Consider the following 256-nt stretch of genomic DNA (forward strand, 5'->3'; position numbering starts at 1 on the left):
TTTCATTCAGCATGTGGCTCAAAAGCGACGACTTCATGTCTTTATCGACGGTGGTGATCCACTGCTTGATGTTCGACTTAGATGCGCTGTGTTTTGCAATCGTAATCTCTTCAGGATCAACAATCGCGTTTTTGGCCAAATCACGAACTGGGTTCGACAACGTAGCCGAGAACAGCAAACTTTGAACATCTTCTGGCATGCAATCGATGATCTTATCGAGCGAGTCGATAAAGCCCATATCAAGCATCTTATCGGC

At 45.3% G+C, this 256-nt stretch carries 1 protein-coding gene; it reads right to left on the minus strand.

What is annotated here, in order from left to right; all coding sequences use genetic code 11:
• On the minus strand, positions 1–256 hold a 256-nt coding region (locus tag R7F64_RS24065; protein WP_318072175.1), incomplete at both ends, for a DEAD/DEAH box helicase.

It is taken from the genome of Vibrio sp. Vb1980 (assembly GCF_033338615.1).
In the GTDB taxonomy this organism is placed as follows: domain Bacteria; phylum Pseudomonadota; class Gammaproteobacteria; order Enterobacterales; family Vibrionaceae; genus Vibrio; species Vibrio alginolyticus.